Here is a 20,814-nt window from a genome sequence, read left to right as displayed (position 1 = left end):
ACCGAGACCGCCCTCGGCCCCGACCACCCCACCACCGCCCTCCGCCTCGGCAACCTCGCGAGCACGTACGGCGACCTCGGACGCCACACCGACGCCCTCCCACTGGAGGAACGCGCCCTGCACATCACCGAGACCACTCTCGGCCCCGACCACCCCGACACCGCCGTCTGCCTCGGCAACCTCGCCCGCACCTTCAGCGCCCTCGGACGCCACACCGACGCCCTCCCAATGGAGGAACGCGCCCTGCACATCACCGAGACCACCCTCGGCCCCGACCACCCCGACACCGCCCTCCGCCTCGGCAACCTCGCGAGCACGTACGGCGACCTCGGACGCCACACCGACGCCCTCCCACTGGAGGAACGCGCCCTGCACATCACCGAGACCACCCTCGGCCCCGACCACCCCACCACCGCCATCCGCCTCGGCAACCTCGCGAGCACGTACGGCGACCTCGGACGCCACACCGACGCCCTCCCACTGGCAGAGCGGGCCCTGCACATCACCGAGACCGCCCTCGGCCCCGACCACCCCACCACCGCCCTCCGCCTCGGGTACCTTCGCCAGTTGATGACCGACATGTCATAGGTCGCCGGCCACGTCTCGTGTGACGAGCCAGCGACTACGCGAACGCCGCGAGCCGGTCACTCCGCCTACCGACCTGCGGTGCGGAGACAACATCAGATACCAACGAGCCCCCTCCCTGACAAGGAAGGGGGCTCAATCAGTCAGGCAGCCGCCTACAGGCCTGGAAGCACCCCTCAGACCCACTCCACCTCGGAGACGATCTGTCGGGCGTCTCCAGGGCTCGGTAGCGGCGTCCGGAGGGACACCGGCGACGCCAGCGGACGAGCGCGCGAAGCACCGACCGCAGCCAACGCAGCGGCTACCTCCTCCTCGCTCACCCCCGCCAGCACCTCAACCACCCGATCGAGTGCCTCGCCCACCTCAGTGCGCGTGACTACTCGAAGCCGGCGTCGGACCTGCATTCTTGACCGTCAGCGGGAGCAACTTCTTGCCGGTCGGGCCAATTTGTATGGCCGTATCCATCTGCGGGCAAACGCCGCAATCGAAGCACGGCGTCCAGCGGCAGTCCTCGACCTCCGTCTCGTCGAGGGCGTCCTGCCAGTCCTCCCAGAGCCAGTCCTTGTCGAGGCCCGAGTCGAGGTGGTCCCACGGGAGGACCTCCTCGTACGTGCGCTCGCGCGTCGTGTACCAGTCGACGTCGACGCCGAAGGGGACCAGGGCCTTGTCGGCGCAGGCCATCCAGCGGTCGTAGGAGAAGTGCTCGCGCCAGCCGTCGAAGCGGCCGCCGTCGTCGTAGACGGCGCGGATGACGGCGCCGATGCGGCGGTCGCCGCGGGAGAGGAGGCCCTCGACGATGCCGGGCTTGCCGTCGTGGTAGCGGAAGCCGATCGAACGGCCGTACTTCTTGTCGCCGCGGATCTTGTCCCGGAGCTTCTCCAGGCGGGCGTCCGTCTCCTGCGCCGAGAGCTGCGGGGCCCACTGGAAGGGAGTGTGCGGCTTGGGGACGAAGCCGCCGATCGACACCGTGCAGCGGATGTCGCCGGAGCCGGAGACCTCGCGGCCCTTCTGGATCACGTGGGTCGCCATGTCGGCGATCTGGAGGACGTCCTCGTCGGTCTCCGTCGGCAGGCCGCACATGAAGTACAGCTTCACCTGGCGCCAGCCGTTGCCGTAGGCCGTGGAGACCGTACGGATCAGGTCCTCCTCCGAGACCATCTTGTTGATGACCTTGCGCATGCGCTCGGAGCCGCCCTCGGGGGCGAAGGTGAGGCCGGAGCGGCGGCCGTTCCTCGTCAGCTCGTTCGCCAGGTCTACGTTGAAGGCGTCGACGCGGGTGGAGGGGAGGGAGAGGCCGATCTTGTCGTCCTCGTAGCGGTCGGCGAGGCCCTTGGCGATGTCGCCGATCTCGCTGTGGTCCGCCGAGGAGAGGGAAAGGAGACCCACCTCCTCGAAGCCCGTTGCCTTGAGGCCCTTGTCGACCATGTCGCCGATGCCGGTGATCGAGCGCTCACGCACCGGGCGGGTGATCATGCCCGCCTGGCAGAAGCGGCAGCCGCGGGTGCAGCCGCGGAAGATCTCGACCGACATGCGCTCGTGGACGGTCTCGGCCAGCGGGACGAGGGGCTGCTTGGGGTAGGGCCACTCGTCGAGGTCCATGACCGTGTGCTTGGACACGCGCCACGGGACGCCCGACTTGTTGGGGACGACGCGGGCGATACGGCCGTCCGGCAGGTACTCGACGTCGTAGAACGCCGGGATGTACACGCCACCGGTCTTCGCCAGGCGGAAGAGGACCTCCTCGCGGCCGCCGGGGCGGCCCTCCGCCTTCCACTCCTTGATGATCCGCGTCATGTCGAGCACGGCCTGCTCGCCGTCGCCGATGATCGCCGCGTCGATGAAGTCGGCGATCGGCTCCGGGTTGAAGGCCGCATGACCGCCGGCCAGGACGATCGGGTCGTCGATCGTGCGGTCCTTGGACTCCAGCGGGATGCCGGCCAGGTCCAGGGCCGTGAGCATGTTGGTGTAGCCCAGCTCCGTGGAGAAGGACAGGCCGAACACGTCGAAGGACTTCACCGGGCGGTGACTGTCCACCGTGAACTGGGGCACGCCGTGCTCGCGCATCAGTGCCTCCAGGTCCGGCCACACGCTGTACGTGCGCTCGGCGAGGACACCCTCCTGCTCGTTCAGTACCTCGTAGAGGATCATGACGCCCTGGTTGGGCAGACCGACCTCGTACGCGTCCGGGTACATGAGCGCCCAGCGGACGTCGCAGTCGTTCCAGGACTTGACCGTGGAGTTGAGCTCTCCGCCGACGTACTGGATCGGCTTCTGCACATGCGGGAGCAGAGCTTCGAGCTGCGGGAACACAGACTCCGCGGACTCGGCGGCTTCGGCAGGCATCTCGCGAACCTTCGTGAGCTGAGGACAGGGGTGACCATCAAGCGTAACCCGCTCGCAGGCCTCCCCCGTACGCTCAGACGGCCGCCTCCGACTTGATCTCCGTCCAGGTCCCGGGCAGCTCGGCCTCGTCCGCCGCCGCCCGCTGCTCCTCGCGCCCGTACAGCACTCCGTACGTGAACGAGCTCTCCCCCGCCGCATGCGCCACGGCCGCCAGCTCGCACAGGGTCGCGCGGGCCATGACGCTGTCCTGGTGGTCGCCGAGCAGGTTCTGCAGGGACTTCATCGCCTTGGTCAGGTCGGCGGCCGGGTCGCCGAGGGCCGGGGTGGCGGCCTCCGCCGCGTACCGGGTGCGCTTGGCCTTCTTGCGGGCCTCGTGCAGGGCGAGGTCGCGGTCGTGACCGGGCGGCAGCTCGAAGGCGTGCTCGACGAGCGCGGAGAGCTTCGCGAAGTCCTTGCGTACGGCCTTGGAGATCACCTTCTTCGGCTTCCGCGTGGCCGCCTTCAGCAGGGGCGGGTCGGCGATCAGGGCGTCCAGGGTGTCGAGGAGGGTCAGATGGCGGCGGGAGTCCAGGACGCCGATCAGGCGGCGGCGGGCTCCGCCGCGGCGGGACCCGGCCCAGGTGTGCAGCCGGGTGCGGACCGGCCCTTCGACCAGCGTGCGGGGCAGCTCGCCGAGGGCCGTCGTGATGCGCTCGGTGAGCACCTCGCGGTCGCGGTCCACGCCCAACTCGGCCGCCAGCCACTTGAGTTCATCGCCGATCGGGTCGGTGACGGCGCGGTCGAGGACCTTGCGGTACGAGCGGAAGGCGCTGCGCATGCGGCGGGTGGCGACGCGCATGCGGTGGACGGAGTCGTACTCGTCGCGTCGTACGGCGGTGTCGAGCTCGACGATCGCGTCGCGCTGGGCGCGGAGGTAGGCGAGGACGTGGTCGCCGGCGGTCACGGGCTCGGCGGGTGCCCCGTGCCGCTCCTCATCCCCCGGTCTCCCGGGCGGGGCCGTCTCGGCGAGTGCCCGGGCCAGCTTCGACTCCGCGCGGGAGGGCCGTACGTCCGCCTTGCGCAGTCGTTTCTCCACCTTGTCGAGGAAGGCCGGGTCGACGCCTTCGCCGAGTTCCACCTCGATCTCGGTCCACTGCACCGCGCTGCCGCCCTCGCCGAGCCGCTCCGCCGTCACGGCGTCCTCGCTGACCTCGGCGAGCAGCTTGCCGTCGGCGTCGACGAGGTGGCGCAGGTCGCGGGCGGAGCGGAGCCGGACCACGGGGAGCAGGGGGGCGTCGCGGACGCGGGAGCGGACCAGCGCGGCGAGGTCGCCCGGCACGGTGTCGGAGAGCGGGGCGCGGATCTCGTCGCGGACGCCGGGGGCGACCGGGAGTTTGAGGTGCCAGCCGGCGTCGGGGCCGCCGGTGCGCCGGCGCAGGGTGATGGAGTGGGCGGCCAGTCGTTCGTCAGCGGTGTCGTAGTAGGTGGCGTCGAGTTCGGCCACGCCCCGGTCCAGGACGGCGGCCACCTTGCCGACGCCGGTCAGGTCGGGCAGCCCGCTCTCGTCGGATTCGTACTTGCGCTCTACCTCGCGTTTCGTCTCCGCCATGAATTGAATCTAGTTCCAGATGAGCCGGGACGGCAGAGGTCGCCCGGGTGGACTGCGAGAAAAATCCCGCCGCCCACCCGGGCGACCTCGGTGGTACAACCGCTGGTGAGGACCGCTACGCGGACATCGGGCGCTGCACCCTGATCGACTGCAGCAGGCCCACCGCCACCCACACCGCGAACATCGACGAGCCGCCGTACGAGACGAACGGCAGGGGCAGGCCGGTGACCGGCATGATGCCGAGGGTCATGCCGATGTTCTCGAACGACTGGAAGGCGAACCAGGCGACGATTCCGGCGGCGACGATCGTGCCGTACAGCTCGCTCGTCTCGCGGGCGATACGGCAGGCGCGCCACAGGATGACGCCGAGGAGGAGGATTATCAGGCCCGCGCCCAGGAAGCCGAGTTCCTCGCCGGCGACCGTGAAGACGAAGTCGGTCTGCTGCTCGGGGACGAACTGGCCGGTGGTCTGCGAGCCGTGGAACAGGCCGGCGCCGGTGAGGCCGCCCGAACCGATGGCGATGCGGGCCTGGTTGGTGTTGTAGCCGACGCCGGCGGGGTCGAGCTTGGGGTTGGCGAAGGCCGCGAAGCGGTTGATCTGGTACTCGTCCAGGACGTGCAGCTGCCAGATGGCGATGCAGCCGAGCACCCCGGCGGTGATCAGACCGAAGATCCAGCGGTTGGAGGCGCCGGAGGCGAGCAGCACGCCCAGGATGATGGCCACCATGGCCAGCACCGTGCCGAGGTCGGGCATGAGCAGCACGATCAGGATCGGTACGGCCGCCAGGCCGAGGGCCTGCACCACCGTGCGGTGGTCGGGGTATGTCCTGTCGCCGGCGTCGACCCTGGCGGCGAGCAGCATCGCCATGCCCAGGATGATCGTGACCTTCACGAACTCGGCGGGCTGGAGCGAGAAGCCGCCGCCGAACACGATCCAGTTGCGGCTGCCGTTGATGGTGGCGCCGAGCGGGGTCAGCACCAGCAGGATGCCGACGAGCGAGATGCCGTAGAGGATGGGCACGGCGTTGCGCAGGGCGCGGTGGCCGAGCCAGAGCGTGCCGATCATCAGAGTGAGCCCGATGCCGGTGTTCATGACGTGCCGGATCAGGAAGTAGTACGGGTCGCCCTGGTTGATCTCGGTGCGGTTGCGGGTCGCGGAGAAGACCAGCAGCGAGCCGATCAGCGACAGCAGGAGGGCCGCCACCAGCATCGGCCAGTCCATGCGGCGGGCCACCGAGTCGCGGGCGAAGACCCGCGTCCAGCCGGCCCGTTCGGGGCCGTATCCGGAGACGGAGAAGCTGTTCGCGCCGGTCATGTGAGCTTCCTCCGGCTTCCCCGCCTGCGCGGTCGCCTACGGGTGTCGCGGTTGCCCGTGCCGGGCGAGGGGGCGGTCGCGGGCGGCTGCGAGCCGTCGTCCGGGGAGGGCGAGCCCGACGGGGCGGCGTGGACGTCCTTGGCCGGGTCGTCGGCGACCTTCGGGGACTTGATCGTGCCGTCGGGGCGGACCTTCGGCAGGCTCTTCTCCGGGGTGGGCAGCAGTGCCTTCTTCGGGTCGATCTTGCCGTCGGGCTGGACGCCGTACATCGCGCTGTAGATGTTGCGCACGGCCTCACCGGAGGCGCCGGAACCCGTACCGGCCTGGGCGATGGTCATGACGACCGAGTAGTCCTTGGAGAACGTGGCCAGCCAGGACGTGGTCTGCTTGCCGTAGACCTCGGCGGTACCGGTCTTGGCGTGCAGCGGGATCTTGTTCTGCGGCCAGCCGTTGAACTTCCAGGCGGCGGTACCGCGGGTGACGACGCCCGCGAAGGCGTCGTGCATGCCCTTGAGCGTGGCCTTGCTGACCGGCAGCTTGCCGTGCGACTGCGGCTTGATCTCCTGGACGCTCCGGCCGTCGGGGCTGATGACCGCCTTGCCGATGGTCGGGGTGTACATGGTGCCGCCGTTGGCGACGGCGCCGTACATCACGGCCTCCTGGATCGGGGTGACGAGGGTGTCGCCCTGGCCGATCGAGTAGTTGATCTCGTCGCCCTCGCGCATCTTGTTGCCTTCGAGGCAGTTCTCGTACGCGATCTTCTCGACGTAACTGCCGTCCTTCTTACCGGACTTGCACCAGGCGTCCTTGTTGGCCTTCCAGTAGTCCAGCTTCCACTGGCGGTCGGGGACGCGGCCGGTGACCTCGTTGGGCAGGTCGACGCCGGTCTCCTTGCCGAGGCCGAACTGGTGGGCGGTCTTGAAGAAGTAGTCCTTGGGCTGGCCCTTCTTCGGGTTGATGCCGCCGTCGCGCTTCCACTCGCGGTCCGCGAGGCCGTAGAAGACGGTGTCGCAGGAGACCTCGAGGGCGCGGCCGAGCGGGATGGGGCCGAAGCTCTCGCCCTCGAAGTTCTTGAAGACCTGGCCGCCGACCGAGTACGAACTGGTGCAGGGGTAGCGGCCGTCGAAGGGGTAGCCGGCCTGGACCGCGGCGGCCGTGGAGACCACCTTGAAGGTCGAACCGGGCGCGGCCTGGCCCTGGATGGCGCGGTTGAGCAGCGGGTAGTCGGACTTCTTGCCGGTGAGGGCCTTGTAGTTCTTGGCGGAGATGCCGCCCACCCAGACGTTGGGGTCGTAGGTCGGGTTGGACGCCATGGCGACGATGCGGCCGGTCTTGGCCTCCATCACGATGACGGCGCCGGAGTCGGCCTTGTACTTCTCGCCGGTGACCTTGTCGTCCTGCTGGCGGGCGACCTTCATCGCGTGGTCCAGCTCGTACTCGGCGACGCGTTGGACGCGGGAGTCGATGCTGGTGACGAGGTTGGAGCCGGGCTGGGCCGGGTCGGCCTCGGCCTTGCCGATGACGCGGCCGAGGTTGTCGACCTCGTAGCGGGTGACGCCGGCCTTGCCGCGCAGTTCCTTGTCGTACTGGCGCTCCAGGCCGCTGCGGCCGACCATATCGGAGCGCAGGAAGGGCGAGTCGGTGTCCTTGGCCTCGGTGATCTCCTCGTCGGTGACCGGCGAGAGGTAGCCGAGCACCTGGGCCGTGTTGGACTTGCCGGGGGCCGCGTAGCGGCGCACGGCCTCCGGCTCGGCGCTGATGCCGGGGAAGTCCTCGGAGCGCTCGCGGATCTGCATGGCCTGCTTGGCGGTGGCCTTGTCGGTGATCGGGATCGGCTGGAACGGCGAGCCGTTCCAGCAGGGCTGCGGGGTCTCGGAGTCGCACAGCCGGACCTTCTGCTGGACCTCCTTGGGCTTCATGCCGAGGACACCGGCCAGCTTGGCGAGGACCGCCTTGCCGTCGTCCTTCTGCTTCAGCAGGTCGGTGCGGGAGGCCGAGACGACGAGCCGCGCCTCGTTGTCGGCGAGCGCCACACCGCGGGCGTCCAGGATGGAGCCGCGGGGTGCGGGGTCGACGACCTGCTGGACGTGGTTGCCGGAGGCCTCCTTCTGGTACTCGGCGCCCTGCCGGACCTGCAGGTACCACAGGCGGCCGCCCAGGGTGCCGAGCAGGGAGAGGACGAGGATCTGGATGACGACGAGGCGGATCTGGACTCTGGGGGTCCGTCCCGTCGCGGGAATGTTGGTCACTGTGGCTTCCTCCCCCTCTCAGTGCGTGTACGAGTCATATACGGCGAAGCTGTGCGGCCGGGGTGCGGCCGGCTTCCGTGTGCTCACAGCCTCTTGACCCCCTTGATGCGGCCGACGCGGGTGACGCGGCTGCGGGCCTTGCTCTTGAGGCCGCCGAGGCCGCCGCGCTGGCCGCCGATGCGCAGGCCCGTGCCGGCCGAGAGCCAGCCGGAGGAGATGTCCGTGGCCGGCGCCCCGGAGCCCGCGTCCGCGAGCGGGTCGTTGTCGGCGCGGCGGGCCAGGGCCATGATCCCGGGGACGATGAACGGCGCCAGCAGCAGGTCGTACAGGGCGGCGGTGAACAGCAGGCTGCCGAGGCCGACATGACGGGCGGCGGTGTCGCCGACGAGGGCGCCGACGAGGGCGTACAGCAGCGTCGAGCCGATCGCGGCGGCGAACACCACGAACATGGGGGTGGTGGCCGACTTGATCCGGCCGGTCTCGGGTTTGACGAGCCCGGCGAGATAGCCGATGACGCACAGCACCAGGGCGTAGCGGCCGGCGGCGTGGTCGGCGGGCGGGGCGACGTCGGCGAGCAGGCCGGCGCCGAAGCCGACGAGGGCGCCGCCGACATGGCCGTACACCAGGGCGAGGCCCAGGACGGTGAGCAGCAGCAGATCGGGGACGGCGCCGGGGAGATGGAGGCGGGCGAGGACACTCACCTGGATCACCAGGGCGACGACGATCAGGGCGGTGGAGAGCAGGATCCGGTTGACACGCATGGAGATTGAGCTCCTACTGCTGCTGGTCGTCAGGGGTGGACTCGTCCGTGGGTGTCTCGGAGGTGGTCGGCTGGTCCGATGACGTGTCGTTCGAGGTGTTCCCGTCGGAGGCCTGCTGGTCCGAGGCGCTCGCGTCGGAGGACGGGGTCACCGTCACGGTCACCGTCGGGGTCGGGGTCGGCTTGGGCTTGGCCGGGAGCACCTCGTCGCGCGGGTCCTTCTTCGGGGCCTCGACGACGACGCCGACGATGTCGAGCTTGGTGAAGGAGACGAACGGCTTGACGTAGAGGGTGCGGGTCAGGCCGCCGCCGGAGGGGTCGACGCGGGAGACGGTGCCGACCGGGACGCCTGGCACGAAGGGCCTGTCGGCCTGGGAGCCGAAGGTGACGAGCCGGTCGCCCTTCTTCACCTCGGCCTTGCCGTTGAGGAGTTCGACGCGCAGCGCGCGGTCGCCCTGCCCGGAGGAGAAGCCGAGTTCGTCGCTGGCCTCCATGCGTGTGCCGACGGTGAAGTCGGGGTCGTTGGCGAGCAGGACGGTGGCGGTGTGCGGGCCGACGGTGGTGACGCGGCCGACGAGGCCGTCGCCGTTCAGGACGGTCATGTCCCGCTTGATGCCGTCGTTGGCGCCGACGTCGATGGTGATGGTCCAGGAGAAGCCCTGGGCCGCGCCTATGGCGATGACCTCGGCGCCCTTGATGCCGTACTGCCCCTCGCCCGCGACCTTCAGCATCTTGTCGAGCTGCTGCAGCCGGCTGCGGTCACGGTCGTTGCTGCCGAGCTTCGCCTTGAGGGCGGCGTTCTCCGTCTCCAACCGGGCGAGCCGGTCGTGGCGTTCACCCGAGTCACGGACGGCGGAGACGGCATTGCCGACGGGACTGACCGCCGACGACACTCCGTTCTCGATCGGACCGAAGACCGCTGCCGCGGCCTGCCGGGCACCGTCGACCGGGGAGTTCTGACCGCCTCTGATATCCACCGTGATCAGAGCGAACGCGATGGCGATCAGCAGTACCAGAAGCAGCCGGCTCTCTTTCGTGTCCCTCACGTGCGGCGGCCGTGCCCTTCCTCGTAGGAATTCGGGAGGCCCCTTCGACGGGCAGCAGCGCAAACCCAAGCGCAAACCCTGGGGGCCCAATTGTGGGAGCTCATGCCTCTATATCAACGATCCGCCGCACGAGAGGAGAACGTCTCGTACGGCGGAATCGAAGAGTTATGTCATCTGCGCGGCTGGGCGTCCAGGACCTGCTGGAGTGCCTCGAATTCCTCGACGCACTTGCCGGACCCGAGCGCCACGCTGTCCAGCGGGTCCTCGGCAATGTGGATCGGCATGCCGGTCTCGCGCCGCAGCCTTTCGTCGAGGCCGCGCAGCAGCGCACCGCCGCCGGTCAGGACGATCCCCCGGTCCATGATGTCGCCGGAGAGTTCCGGGGGGCACTTGTCGAGGGTGGTCTTGACCGCGTCGACGATCGCGTTGACGGGTTCCTCCATCGCCTTGCGTACTTCGGCGGTCGAGACGACCACCGTCTTGGGCAGCCCGGAGACGAGGTCCCGGCCGCGGATTTCGGTGTGCTCGTCGGAGTCGAGGTCGTACGCGGAGCCGATCGTGATCTTGATCTGCTCGGCCGTCCGCTCACCAAGGAGAAGGCTGTACTCCTTCTTGATGTGCTGGATGATCGCGTTGTCCAGTTCGTCGCCCGCGACGCGGATGGACTGGGCGGTGACGATGCCACCGAGCGAGATGACCGCGACCTCCGTGGTGCCGCCGCCGATGTCCACCACCATGTTGCCCGTGGCCTCGTGGACCGGCAGGCCGGAGCCGATGGCCGCGGCCATGGGCTCCTCGATGATGTGCACCTGGCGCGCGCCCGCCTGGGACGACGCCTCGATGACGGCGCGGCGCTCGACGCCCGTGATGCCCGAGGGCACACAGACGACGACACGGGGCCGGGCCAGATACCGCCGCTTGTGGATCTTCAGGATGAAGTAGCGGAGCATCCGCTCGGTGATCTCGAAGTCGGCGATCACGCCGTCCTTCAGCGGCCGCACGGCGACGATGTTGCCCGGCGTCCGCCCGATCATCTTCTTCGCTTCGGCACCGACCGCGAGGATACCGCCGGTGTTGGTGTTGATCGCGACGACGGACGGCTCGTTGAGTACGATCCCCCGCCCCCTGACGTACACCAGCGTGTTGGCGGTCCCGAGGTCGACAGCCATGTCACGGCCGATGAACGACATTGAGTTCCCCATCAGGATTCGTCTGGCCTTCCCGGGAGCTTTTGAGGGCTTTTCAGGTCGGCGAAGTGGGTGCTGTGACGTGATGGCTTACATCGTAGACGCGCCAACACGAACACCGCGCGAGGGTCTTCGCCATTGTCAGCATGTGCGCGGGCATCTCGCTTCCGGAGACGGCCCAACGGGGGCACTCGTTCCCCCGATCGGCACGCATATGCCAAGGGACGACCAAAAACGTACGGCCGTCCCAGGTCAGACGTCTAGATCGAACTGACGATCCCTCAGAAAAATCCGCGAAAAATTCTCTAGGCGGCTCTGACGTGAAGTCCGAGAGTCAGCCACGTCCGGGGAAGAAGATCTTCACCTCACGCTCGGCGGACTCCTCGGAGTCGGAGGCGTGGATCAGGTTCTCGCGGACGATGGTGCCGTAGTCGCCGCGGATGGAGCCGGGGGCCGCCGCGATCGGGTCGGTCGGGCCGGCCAGGGTGCGCAGGCCCTCGATGACCCGCTCGCCCTCGACGATCATCGCGACGACCGGGCCCGACGCCATGAACTCCACCAGCGGCTCGTAGAAGGGCTTGCCCTTGTGCTCGCCGTAGTGCTGCTCCAGCGTCTCCTGCTCCAGCGTGCGCATGTCCAGCGCCGTGATCCGCCAGTCGGCCTTGCGCTCGATACGGCTGATGATCTCGCCGACGAGACCGCGACGGACGGCGTCGGGCTTGAGCAGGACGAGGGTGCGCTGGGTCACGAGTGGGCTCCTTCTTGGGGCAAGTGCGGTGGGACGAGGTTACAGGGCGTGTCGGGGCGCCCGTTACACAGCGTCAACCGAAGGGGCGGACTCTTCCTGCGCCGCGAATCGGGCCTTCGCCACGTCGATCTTGCGCCCGTAGTGGACCGACGCCCACCACAGGGCCGCGAAGACCGCTCCCAGGAAGTACATCGTCGGGACGGCGAAGCCGGAGGCGATGAGAGCGATCTGGAGGGCCCAGCCGAGGGCTGTGCCGCCCGGCCGGGTCACCATGCCGCACAGCAGCACGCACAGCAGCATCGCGATCCCGCTGACCGTCCACACCGTCGTCATCGACAGGTGCGGATCCTTCATCGCGACCAGACCGGCGAAGCCGATGATGAAGAACTCGCCGATCAGCGTCGACGAACAGAGCGTACGCATCGGAAAACCTCAGCCCTTCCCCAGCAGCAGCCGGGCCTCGCCCACCGTGATGACGGACCCCGTGACCAGCACGCCGCCGCCCGCGAACTCGCCCTCCTCCTCGGCCAGCGTGATCGCGGCCTCCAGGGCGTCCGGCAGCCGCGGCTCGACCTGGACCCGGTCCTCGCCGAACACCTCGACGGCGATCCCGGCCAGTTCGTCCGCGTCCATCGCACGGTGGCTGGTGTTCTGCGTGACGACGACCTCCGCGAGGATCGGCTCGAAGGCCTCCAGCAGCCCGCGGACGTTCTTGTCGGCGCTGACCCCGACCACACCGATCAGCCGGCTGAAGTCGAAGGCCTCCTGCACGGCTTCGGCCGTGGCCCGTGCCCCCGACGGATTGTGCGCGGCGTCCAGGACGACCGTCGGCGAACTGCGCACCACCTCCAGCCGGCCCGGCGAGGCGACGGACGCGAAGGCCTGGCGGACCGCCTCGATGTCCAGCGGCTCCGCGCGCTCCTTGCCGACGCCGAAGAACGCCTCGACGGCGGCCAGCGCGACGGCCGCGTTGTGCGCCTGGTGCGCGCCGTACAGCGGAAGGTACACGTCGGGGTACTCGCCGCCCAGCCCGCGCAGGGTCAGCAGCTGGCCGCCGACGGCGATCTGGCGGTCCACCACGCCGAACTCCAGGCCCTCGCGGGCCACGGTGGCGTTCTCCTCGACGGCCTTCTTCAGCAGCACCTGCGCCGCGTCCACCGGCTGCTGCGCCATGATGACCGTGGCGTCCCGCTTGATGATGCCGGCCTTCTCGGTGGCGATCTCGGCGTGCGTCTCACCGAGCCGGTCCGTGTGGTCCAGGTCGATGGGCATGATGACGGCGACTTCCCCGTCGATCACGTTCGTCGCGTCCCAGCTGCCGCCCATGCCGACCTCGACGACGGCCACGTCGACCGGCGCGTCCGCGAAGGCCGCGTACGCCATGCCGGTGAGCACCTCGAAGAAGGAGAGCCGGAAGTCCTGCTGGGAGTCGACCATCTCGACGTACGGCTTGATGTCCTGGTACGTCTCGATGAAGCGCTCGGCGGAGATCGGGGCGCCGTCGAGACTGATCCGCTCGGTGACCGACTGGACGTGGGGGCTCGTGTAGCGGCCGGTGCGCAGTTCGAAGCCGCCGAGGAGGGCCTCGATCATGCGGGCCGTGGAGGTCTTGCCGTTGGTCCCCGTGATGTGGATCGAGGGGTACGACCGCTGCGGGTCCCCCAGCACGTCCATCAGCGCGGAGATACGGCCGACGGAGGGCTCCAGCTTGGTCTCGCCCCAGCGCGTGGCCAGGTCCGTCTCGACCTCGCGCAGCGCTCTGTCGACCTCCGGGTCCGCCGGCCGCGTGGGCACGTCGGCCTGCGGCGGGCCGCCCTGCGTGCGCAGGGTGCGGCTGCCGGCCTCGATCACCGCGAGGTCGGGGTCGCGGTCGGTCTCGGCCTCGATGATCTCGTCGAAGACGTCGAGGGGCTCGGGCCCGAGGCTGTCGTCGCTGCGTTCGTCATCGCTGCTGTCAGAGGGGAGGTCGCTCACGGGGACCAGTCTACGGAGCACCACCGACACCCGCGCCACCGACGGCCGACAGCCGAAGGCCCCCGGAACCTCACGGCTCCGGGGGCCTTCCATGCCGTACGAGCCCTTACGCCTGCGGCAGCTTGTCCAGCTGGGCCTGGATGCGGGCGATGTCCTCGCCCGCCTTGGCGAGGCGGGTGCGGATCTTCTCGACCACGTGGTCCGGGGCCTTCGCGAGGAAGGCCTCGTTGCCGAGCTTGGCCGTGGCCTGGGCCTTCTCCTTCTCCGCCGCGGCCAGGTCCTTGGCCAGGCGCTTGCGCTCCGCCGCCACGTCGATCGTGCCGGAGAGGTCGAGGGCGACCTCGGCGCCGGCGACCGGGAGGGTGGCCGTCGCCGTGAAGGAGTCGCCCTCCGGCTGCAGGCGCAGCAGCTGGCGGATGGCGGCCTCGTGCGGGGCGAGCGCCGTGCCCTCCAGCGTCAGGCGGGCCGGGACGCGCTGGCCGGGCTGGAGGCCCTGGTCGGCGCGGAAGCGGCGGACCTCGGTGATGACGGACTGGAGGGACTCGATCTCCTGCTCGGCGGCGGCGTCACGGAAGCCGCTGTCGGTCGGCCAGTCCGCGATGACCAGGGACTCGCCGCCCGTGAGCGTGGTCCACAGGGTCTCCGTGACGAACGGGACCACCGGGTGCAGCAGCTTCAGCGTGACGTCGAGGACCTCGCCGAGGACGCGCTTGGAGACCTCGGCCGGCTCGCCGCCCGCCTGGAACGTGGTCTTGGACAGCTCGACGTACCAGTCGAAGACCTCGTCCCACGCGAAGTGGAACAGGGCGTCGGAGAGCTTCGCGAACTGGAAGTCCTCGTAGTACGCGTCGACTTCGGCGACGACCGAGTTCAGGCGGGAGAGGATCCAGCGGTCGGTCGCCGACATCTTCGACGCGTCCGGCAGCGGGCCCTCGACCGTCGCGCCGTTCATCAGCGCGAAGCGCGTGGCGTTCCAGATCTTGTTGGCGAAGTTGCGCGAGCCCTGGACCCAGTCCTCGCCGATCGGCACGTCGACGCCCGGGTTGGCGCCGCGGGCCAGGGTGAAGCGCAGGGCGTCGCTGCCGTACTTGTCCATCCAGTCCAGCGGGTTGACCGCGTTGCCGAAGGACTTCGACATCTTCTTGCCGAACTGGTCGCGGACCATGCCGTGCAGGGCGATGGTGTGGAACGGCGGGGTGCCGTCCATCGCGTACAGGCCGAACATCATCATCCGGGCGACCCAGAAGAAGAGGATGTCGTAGCCGGTGACCAGGACGGAGTTCGGGTAGAACTTCGCCAGCGACTCGGTCTGTTCGGGCCAGCCGAGCGTGGAGAACGGCCACAGGCCCGAGGAGAACCAGGTGTCGAGGACGTCGGTGTCCTGGTGCCAGCCCTCGCCGGCCGGCGGCTCCTCGCCGGGGCCGACGCAGACGACTTCACCCTCGGGGCCGTACCAGACCGGGATGCGGTGGCCCCACCACAACTGCCGCGAGATGCACCAGTCGTGGAGGTTGTCCACCCAGTCGAAGTACCGCTTCTCCATCTCCTGCGGGTGGATCTTGACCTTGCCGTCGCGGACCGCGTCACCGGCGGCCTTCGCGAGCGGGCCGACCTTGACCCACCACTGCATCGACAGGCGCGGCTCGATGGTGGTCTTGCAGCGCGAGCAGTGGCCGACGGAGTGGACGTACGGCCGCTTCTCGGCGACGATCCGGCCCTCGGCGCGCAGCGCGGCGACGATCGCCGAGCGGGCCTCCAGGCGGTCCAGGCCCTGGAAGGGGCCGTGGGCCGTGATGACGGCGTGCTCGTCCATGACGGTGATGGACGGCAGGTCGTGGCGCTGGCCGATCTCGAAGTCGTTCGGGTCGTGGGCCGGGGTCACCTTGACCGCGCCCGTGCCGAACTCGGGGTCGACGTGCTCGTCGGCGACGACCGGGATGGAGCGGTCGGTCAGCGGCAGCTTGATGAGCTTGCCGATCAGGTGCTTGTAGCGCTCGTCCTCGGGGTGGACCGCGACGGCCGTGTCACCGAGCATCGTCTCGGCGCGCGTGGTGGCGACGACGATGGTGTCGTCCCCCTCGCCGTACGTCATGGAGACGAGCTCGCCGTCGTCGTCCTGGTACTCGACCTCGATGTCCGAGATGGCCGTCAGACAGCGCGGGCACCAGTTGATGATGCGCTCGGCGCGGTAGATCAGCTCGTCGTCGTAGAGGCGCTTGAAGATGGTCTGGACGGCCTGGGAGAGGCCCTCGTCCATGGTGAAGCGCTCGCGGGACCAGGCGACACCGTCGCCGAGGCGGCGCATCTGGCCGCTGATCTGGCCGCCGGACTCACCCTTCCACTGCCAGACACGCTCGACGAAGGCCTCGCGGCCGAGGTCGTGGCGGGACTTGCCCTCCTTGCCGAGCTCGCGCTCGACGACGTTCTGCGTCGCGATGCCGGCGTGGTCCATGCCCGGCTGCCACAGCGTCTCGTAGCCCTGCATGCGCTTGCGGCGGGTGAGGGCGTCGATGAGCGTGTGCTCGAAGGCGTGGCCCAGGTGGAGGCTGCCGGTGACGTTCGGCGGCGGGATGACGACGGTGAACGGCGGCTTGTCGCTCTTCTCGTCGGCGTCGAAGTAACCCCGCTCTACCCAGCGCTCGTACAGCGGCCCCTCTACGTCGGCCGGCGCGTACTGGGTCGGCAGTTCGGTGTCGGGCGCTGATGGCTGCTGCTGAGCGTTCTCGGTCACGGGGGTCAGTTTAGAGGTGTCCCGACCGTGTCCCGAAACGCGTTTCCTCTGTAACGGTGCGCCCCCTGACGGCATGGGTCCTCCGCGCCTGCGCGAGGATGCCGGGAAGGCGTCGGCATCAGGCGTGCCGGCATCGGGAGGGGAACCAGCGATGAGTCACCAGCAGCCAGGGCCGTACGGCGGGCAGCCGCCGCAGCCGGGACCGTACGGACCACCGGGCCCCTACGGCCCGCCGCCACAGACCCCGCAGGCCCCGCAGCCGGGCTACGGCTACCCCCAGCAGGGCGTTCCGCCCCAGCCGAACCCGTACGGCCCGTACGACGCGTACGGGCAGCAGCCCTACCCTCCGCACCCGCCCGCGCCCGGCGGTGGTGCGAAGAAGGCCGTCCTGATCGTCGGGGCGGTGGCCGTGGTGGCGGCGATCGCGGTGGGGGCGTCGCTCGTGCTCGGCGGTGGCGGTGGCCGTAGAGGGGCCTCGGCCGATGTCGCCGACGACGGGCCGCACAAGCTGACGACGCCTGCGACCGTGATCGACGGGACGTACAAGAAGGTGCAGGGCGTCGCCCCGTCGGACCACCTCACCGACTCCGACCGCGCGGACTTCGAGAGATGGGGCGTGAAGGACCCGAAGGTGCTCGGCGCCCGGTACGAGAGCGGCAAGGGGCTGACGTCGAAGAGCGTGTCCTTCGCCGGGGTGTACGGCACCGTCGACGACCCGGAGGCCGTGGTGGACGCCATGTTCGCCAAGATCAAGGCGACGTCCCAGAAGGATCAGGGCGGCTCCGGCGCCAAGGGCGGGCTGCTCGGCAGCCCCGAGAAGGTCACCCCCTCCGGCTTCGCCGACGGCGTCATGAAGTGCCAGCTGGCCCAGTTCGAGAGCCCCACGTCCACCTCCGGCGGCGGCCCCCGGAACGCGAAGATCCCCTTCTGCGTCTGGGGCGACCACAGCACCGTCGCCTATGTCACCGGGTTCAGCGTCTCCGCGCTGCTCGGAGGCCACGGCAGCTCGGTCGACGAGACGGCGGACCTCGCGGCCAAGCTGCGCGACGACGTGCGCGTCAAGGCCTGACGCCCCGCAGCGGAGATACGCCGAGGTGCCCGGCACTCTTCTCAAGTGCCGGGCACCTCCTGGGCGTTGAGGGCGCTTACGCCGTCTTCTGCTCCCCGGTGCCGCGTCCGCGCGCGTCGCGCGGGATGAGCGTCGGGTTCACGTTCGAGTGGACGACGTCCGCCGTGATGACGACGCGGGCCACGTCCTTGCGGGACGGCACCTCGTACATCACCGACATCAGGACCTCTTCCATGATGGCGCGCAGGCCGCGGGCGCCGGTCTGGCGGAGGATGGCCTGGTCGGCGATGGCCTCCAGGGCCTCGCGCTCGAAGTCCAGCTCCACGCCGTCGAGTTCGAAGAGGCGCTGGTACTGCTTCACGAGCGCGTTGCGCGGCTCGACCAGGATCTGGAGGAGCGCCTCGCGGTCGAGGTTGTGCACCGACGTGATGACGGGGAGGCGGCCGATGAACTCGGGGATCATGCCGAACTTGACCAGGTCCTCGGGCATGACGTCCTCGAACTGGTCCTTGGCCTCCAGCTCGCGCTTGGAGCGGATCGTCGCGCCGAAGCCGATGCCCTTGGCGCCGGCCCGGGTCTCGATGATCTTCTCCAGCCCGGAGAAGGCGCCGCCCACGATGAACAGGACGTTCGTCGTGTCGATCTGGATGAACTCCTGGTGCGGGTGCTTGCGTCCGCCCTGGGGCGGGACCGACGCGGTGGTGCCCTCGAGGATCTTCAGCAGGGCCTGCTGGACGCCCTCGCCCGAGACATCGCGGGTGATCGAGGGGTTCTCGCTCTTCCTCGCGACCTTGTCGATCTCATCGATGTAGATGATCCCGGTCTCGGCCTTCTTGACGTCGTAGTCAGCCGCCTGGATCAGTTTCAGGAGGATGTTCTCGACGTCCTCGCCGACGTAGCCCGCCTCCGTCAGCGCCGTCGCGTCGGCGATGGCGAAGGGCACGTTCAGCATGCGCGCGAGGGTCTGGGCGAGGAGGGTCTTGCCGGAGCCCGTGGGGCCGAGCAGGAGGATGTTGGACTTCGCCAACTCGATGGCGTCGTCGCGACCTTGGGCGCCGCCGTTCTCGCCGGCCTGGACCCGCTTGTAGTGGTTGTACACCGCGACCGACAGGGCCTTCTTGGCGGCCTCCTGGCCGACCACGTAGCCCTCGAGGAACTCGTAGATCTCGCGGGGCTTGGGAAGTTCCTCCCAGCGCACCTCGCTCGTCTCGGCGAGCTCCTCCTCGATGATCTCGTTGCAGAGGTCGATGCACTCGTCGCAGATATACACACCGGGCCCTGCGATGAGCTTCTTGACCTGCTTCTGGCTCTTGCCGCAGAACGAGCACTTGAGCAGATCGCCGCCGTCACCGATGCGTGCCACGGTGTGCTTCCCCTTCGCCTGGGAGACGCCTGGACGTTACGGGTCCAGCGGCTCCTGGTGCTGCCTTATGTCCGACGGTACCTTGCCGGGCCCCCCGTTCGGGCCCCCCTTGGCACGGTTCACTTCGACGTGAACGATGCCGTCCACGGGGTCAAACCGTGCCAAGGGCGGCAGAGGACTCATCCCTCCCCCGAGCTCCCGGCGAAGCTCGAGCAGCGGGACCGCCACCGTCAGCGGACGGATTCGTTGTTCATCTTCCGGGTGGAGATGATCTGGTCGACGAGGCCGTACTGCAGGGCCTCCTCGGCCGTGAGGATCTTGTCGCGCTCGATGTCCTCGCGGATCTTCTCGATCGGCTGGTTGGAGTGCTTGGACAGCATCTCCTCCAGCTGCGTACGCATCCGCGTGAACTCGTTGGCGATGATCTCCAGGTCGGAGAGCTGCCCGCGGCCCGTGCTGCCGGCCGGCTGGTGGATGAGGATGCGGGAGTTCGGCAGCGCCATGCGCTTGCCGGGCGTACCGGCGGCGAGCAGGATGGCCGCGGCGGAGGCCGCCTGGCCCATGCACACCGTCTGGATGTCGGGCTTCACGAACTGCATCGTGTCGTAGATCGCCGTGAGGGCGGTCATGTCGCCGCCCGGGCTGTTGATGTAGATCGAGATGTCCCGGTCGGGGTCCATCGACTCCAGGCACAGCAGCTGCGCCATGACGTCGTTGGCGGAGGCGTCGTCGATCTGGACGCCCAGGAAGATCACGCGCTCCTCGAAGAGCTTCGCGTACGGGTCGTACTCGCGGACACCCTGGGAGGTGCGCTCGACGAAGCGCGGGATGACGTAGCGGCTGTCGGGGCGGGGCCCGTCGTACATGCCGCTGGCGGCGCCGGGGAAGTTACTCATGTGCGTGTTCACCGTCCTGGTGGCGTTCGGGGGGCTGGGGGCGTGGCGGTGCATGGCGTGGCCGGGCCGGTCAGGCACCGGTGCCGCCGCCTCCCGGAACACCCGAGGCGTGCGTGATGATCTCGTCAATGAGACCGTACTCCTTGGCCTCTTCCGGGGTGAACCAGCGGTCGCGGTCGCCGTCGCGGATGATCGTCTCGACGGTCTGGCCGGAGTGCAGCGCGGTCAGCTCGGACATGCGCTTCTTGGTGCGCATCAGGTACTCGGCCTGGATCTTGATGTCCGAGACCGTACCGCCCAGACCCGCGGAGCCCTGGTGCATCATGATGTCCGCGTGCGGCAGCGCGAAGCGCTTGCCGGCGGCGCCGCCGGTGAGCAGGAACTGGCCCATCGAGGCCGCCATGCCCATGCCGATGGTGACCACGTCGTTCGGGATGTACTGCATGGTGTCGTAGATCGCCATGCCCGCCGTCACCGAGCCGCCGGGGCTGTTGATGTAGAGGAAGATGTCCTTTTCGGGGTCCGCGGCGAGCAGCAGCAGCTGTGCGGTGATCTTGTTGGCGATGTCGTCGTCAACCTGCTGGCCGAGGAAGATGATCCGCTCGTTGAGCAGCCGGTTGTAGACCTGGTCGCCGAGGCCACCACCGATGGCAGTCTCGCCGGCGGCGGAGGGCATCAGATTCGTCACGTATCCACCTGCTCGTCTTACGACGGCGCGGAGCCGTCTTAGGTTTCCCTGCGGGGTCCTGCCGGGGGCTTCAGAGGACTCCCCTGCCCCCGTATTCATGGACCCTAACGCGCGGGTCCCTCCGGGGAATCCCGGGAAGCCGGGTGTTCGCCGGGGGCGTAGCGGGTGCCTGCGGCGGTCGAGCCCCGGTACTGCCCGCCGCGACGGCGTCGGCCGGTGGGCGGCAGCGGGTCGCGTGTGGGTGCTCGCGCGGTTCCCCGCGCTCCTCCAGG

Annotated in this window: 16 protein-coding genes; 2 read left to right on the top strand and 14 right to left on the bottom strand. The window is 69.3% G+C overall.

From position 1 onward, the window contains the following. Positions 1-588, top strand: a 588-nt coding sequence (locus ABZ910_RS09220; RefSeq protein WP_361361200.1) for a tetratricopeptide repeat protein, incomplete at its 5' end; no start/stop codon positions are given. A 360-nt stretch (positions 589-948) separates the two neighbouring features. Here the strand turns inward: ABZ910_RS09220 and ABZ910_RS09215 are convergent. The 11 genes from ABZ910_RS09215 to ABZ910_RS09165 all read right to left on the bottom strand — a co-directional run bounded on the left by ABZ910_RS09215 (position 949) and on the right by ABZ910_RS09165 (position 16,526). Beyond that, positions 949-2,928: a TIGR03960 family B12-binding radical SAM protein gene (locus ABZ910_RS09215; protein ID WP_361361198.1), complete on the bottom strand. Its 1,980-nt coding sequence runs from the start codon at positions 2,926-2,928 to the stop codon at positions 949-951. A 73-nt stretch (positions 2,929-3,001) separates the two neighbouring features. Further along, complete coding sequence (locus tag ABZ910_RS09210) at positions 3,002-4,516, bottom strand: CYTH and CHAD domain-containing protein (protein WP_361361196.1); 1,515 nt, start codon at positions 4,514-4,516, stop codon at positions 3,002-3,004. A gap of 115 nt (positions 4,517-4,631) precedes the next feature. After that, a complete protein-coding gene (rodA, locus tag ABZ910_RS09205) occupies positions 4,632-5,831 on the bottom strand; it encodes a rod shape-determining protein RodA (protein ID WP_361361194.1) in 1,200 nt (399 codons plus the stop codon). Further along, positions 5,828-8,080: a penicillin-binding protein 2 gene (gene mrdA, locus ABZ910_RS09200; RefSeq protein ID WP_361361193.1), complete on the bottom strand. Its 2,253-nt coding sequence runs from the start codon at positions 8,078-8,080 to the stop codon at positions 5,828-5,830. The genes rodA and mrdA overlap by 4 nt, the downstream gene beginning before the upstream one ends. A gap of 83 nt (positions 8,081-8,163) precedes the next feature. Further along, the gene (gene mreD, locus ABZ910_RS09195; protein WP_361361191.1) at positions 8,164-8,841 is read right to left on the bottom strand and encodes a rod shape-determining protein MreD; all 678 of its coding nucleotides are present in this window, start codon (positions 8,839-8,841) and stop codon (positions 8,164-8,166) included. Between the two features lie 13 nt (positions 8,842-8,854). Then, positions 8,855-9,886, bottom strand: coding sequence for a rod shape-determining protein MreC (mreC, locus tag ABZ910_RS09190; protein WP_361361189.1), 1,032 nt, complete (start codon positions 9,884-9,886; stop codon positions 8,855-8,857). 170 nt (positions 9,887-10,056) lie between these two features. Beyond that, positions 10,057-11,076 carry a rod shape-determining protein gene (locus ABZ910_RS09185; RefSeq protein ID WP_361361187.1) on the bottom strand — a complete coding sequence of 340 codons (1,020 nt, stop codon included), beginning with the start codon at positions 11,074-11,076 and terminating at the stop codon, positions 10,057-10,059. A 331-nt stretch (positions 11,077-11,407) separates the two neighbouring features. Further along, positions 11,408-11,821, bottom strand: a complete 414-nt coding sequence (ndk, locus tag ABZ910_RS09180) for a nucleoside-diphosphate kinase (protein ID WP_361361185.1) — start codon at positions 11,819-11,821, stop codon at positions 11,408-11,410. Positions 11,822-11,884: 63 nt separating this feature from the next. Continuing rightward, complete coding sequence (locus ABZ910_RS09175) at positions 11,885-12,244, bottom strand: DUF4233 domain-containing protein (protein WP_361361183.1); 360 nt, start codon at positions 12,242-12,244, stop codon at positions 11,885-11,887. Between the two features lie 9 nt (positions 12,245-12,253). Then, the gene (locus tag ABZ910_RS09170) at positions 12,254-13,795 is read right to left on the bottom strand and encodes a folylpolyglutamate synthase/dihydrofolate synthase family protein (protein ID WP_361361182.1); all 1,542 of its coding nucleotides are present in this window, start codon (positions 13,793-13,795) and stop codon (positions 12,254-12,256) included. Between the two features lie 106 nt (positions 13,796-13,901). Beyond that, positions 13,902-16,526: a valine--tRNA ligase gene (locus ABZ910_RS09165; protein WP_361361180.1), complete on the bottom strand. Its 2,625-nt coding sequence runs from the start codon at positions 16,524-16,526 to the stop codon at positions 13,902-13,904. A 151-nt stretch (positions 16,527-16,677) separates the two neighbouring features. Between ABZ910_RS09165 and ABZ910_RS09160 the strand changes: the two genes are divergently transcribed. Further along, positions 16,678-17,595, top strand: coding sequence for a hypothetical protein (locus tag ABZ910_RS09160; protein ID WP_361361178.1), 918 nt, complete (start codon positions 16,678-16,680; stop codon positions 17,593-17,595). 76 nt (positions 17,596-17,671) lie between these two features. Here ABZ910_RS09160 and clpX read toward each other — a convergent pair whose 3' ends face one another. The 3 genes from clpX to ABZ910_RS09145 form a co-directional block, all read right to left on the bottom strand. Then, positions 17,672-18,958 (bottom strand): ATP-dependent Clp protease ATP-binding subunit ClpX, encoded by a 1,287-nt coding sequence (gene clpX / locus ABZ910_RS09155; protein ID WP_361361176.1) that lies wholly within the window; start codon positions 18,956-18,958, stop codon positions 17,672-17,674. A 230-nt stretch (positions 18,959-19,188) separates the two neighbouring features. Beyond that, entirely contained in the window at positions 19,189-19,854 is a 666-nt protein-coding gene (locus ABZ910_RS09150; RefSeq protein WP_361361174.1) for an ATP-dependent Clp protease proteolytic subunit, read from the bottom strand. Between the two features lie 70 nt (positions 19,855-19,924). Further along, on the bottom strand, positions 19,925-20,530 hold the full coding sequence (locus ABZ910_RS09145; protein WP_361361426.1) for an ATP-dependent Clp protease proteolytic subunit: 606 nt from the start codon (positions 20,528-20,530) through the stop codon (positions 19,925-19,927). Positions 20,531-20,814: the final 284 nt, after the last annotated feature.

The organism is Streptomyces sp. NPDC046805, assembly GCF_040645355.1.
Lineage (GTDB): Bacteria > Actinomycetota > Actinomycetes > Streptomycetales > Streptomycetaceae > Streptomyces.
This window is presented reverse-complemented; position numbering and strand designations above follow the sequence as displayed.

Coding starts and splice junctions, on each gene's coding strand:
- ABZ910_RS09215 (WP_361361198.1), bottom strand. CDS start 2,928: ATGCCTGCCGAAGCCGCCGAGTCCGCGGAGTCTGTGTTCCCGCAGCTC.
- ABZ910_RS09150 (WP_361361174.1), bottom strand. CDS start 19,854: ATGAGTAACTTCCCCGGCGCCGCCAGCGGCATGTACGACGGGCCCCGC.
- ABZ910_RS09160 (WP_361361178.1), top strand. CDS start 16,678: ATGAGTCACCAGCAGCCAGGGCCGTACGGCGGGCAGCCGCCGCAGCCG.
- mreD (WP_361361191.1), bottom strand. CDS start 8,841: ATGCGTGTCAACCGGATCCTGCTCTCCACCGCCCTGATCGTCGTCGCC.
- ABZ910_RS09185 (WP_361361187.1), bottom strand. CDS start 11,076: ATGTCGTTCATCGGCCGTGACATGGCTGTCGACCTCGGGACCGCCAAC.
- ABZ910_RS09145 (WP_361361426.1), bottom strand. CDS start 20,530: ATGCCCTCCGCCGCCGGCGAGACTGCCATCGGTGGTGGCCTCGGCGAC.
- ABZ910_RS09175 (WP_361361183.1), bottom strand. CDS start 12,244: ATGCGTACGCTCTGTTCGTCGACGCTGATCGGCGAGTTCTTCATCATC.
- ABZ910_RS09210 (WP_361361196.1), bottom strand. CDS start 4,516: ATGGCGGAGACGAAACGCGAGGTAGAGCGCAAGTACGAATCCGACGAG.
- rodA (WP_361361194.1), bottom strand. CDS start 5,831: ATGACCGGCGCGAACAGCTTCTCCGTCTCCGGATACGGCCCCGAACGG.